Here is a 223-nt window from a genome sequence, read left to right as displayed (position 1 = left end):
GGCGATCCGGTCGATCGGCACGAGCGTGCCGTCCAGGATCAGGAACGCCTTGCGCCGAGCCTCGTTCATAGCCTGTCGGAGCGTCGGAGCGTCGGAGCGAGGACGGCCAGGACCTCGATCGCTTCGCGTATGTAGCGGTAGGCCGTGGCGGTGCCGATGCCGAACCCGGCTGCGAGTTGTGCGTAGGTGTCGCCCATGCGCAGGTGGGCCAGGACCAGCAGGG

1 pseudogene is annotated in these 223 nt (G+C 68.6%); it reads right to left on the bottom strand.

Annotated features, from left to right (window positions below):
- Positions 1 to 223, bottom strand: a pseudogene (locus ADL08_RS15105) (helix-turn-helix domain-containing protein); the annotation flags it as partial.

Origin of the sequence: Streptomyces sp. NRRL F-6492 (genome assembly GCF_001280125.1) — a bacterium.
Lineage (GTDB): Bacteria > Actinomycetota > Actinomycetes > Streptomycetales > Streptomycetaceae > Streptomyces.
This window is presented reverse-complemented; position numbering and strand designations above follow the sequence as displayed.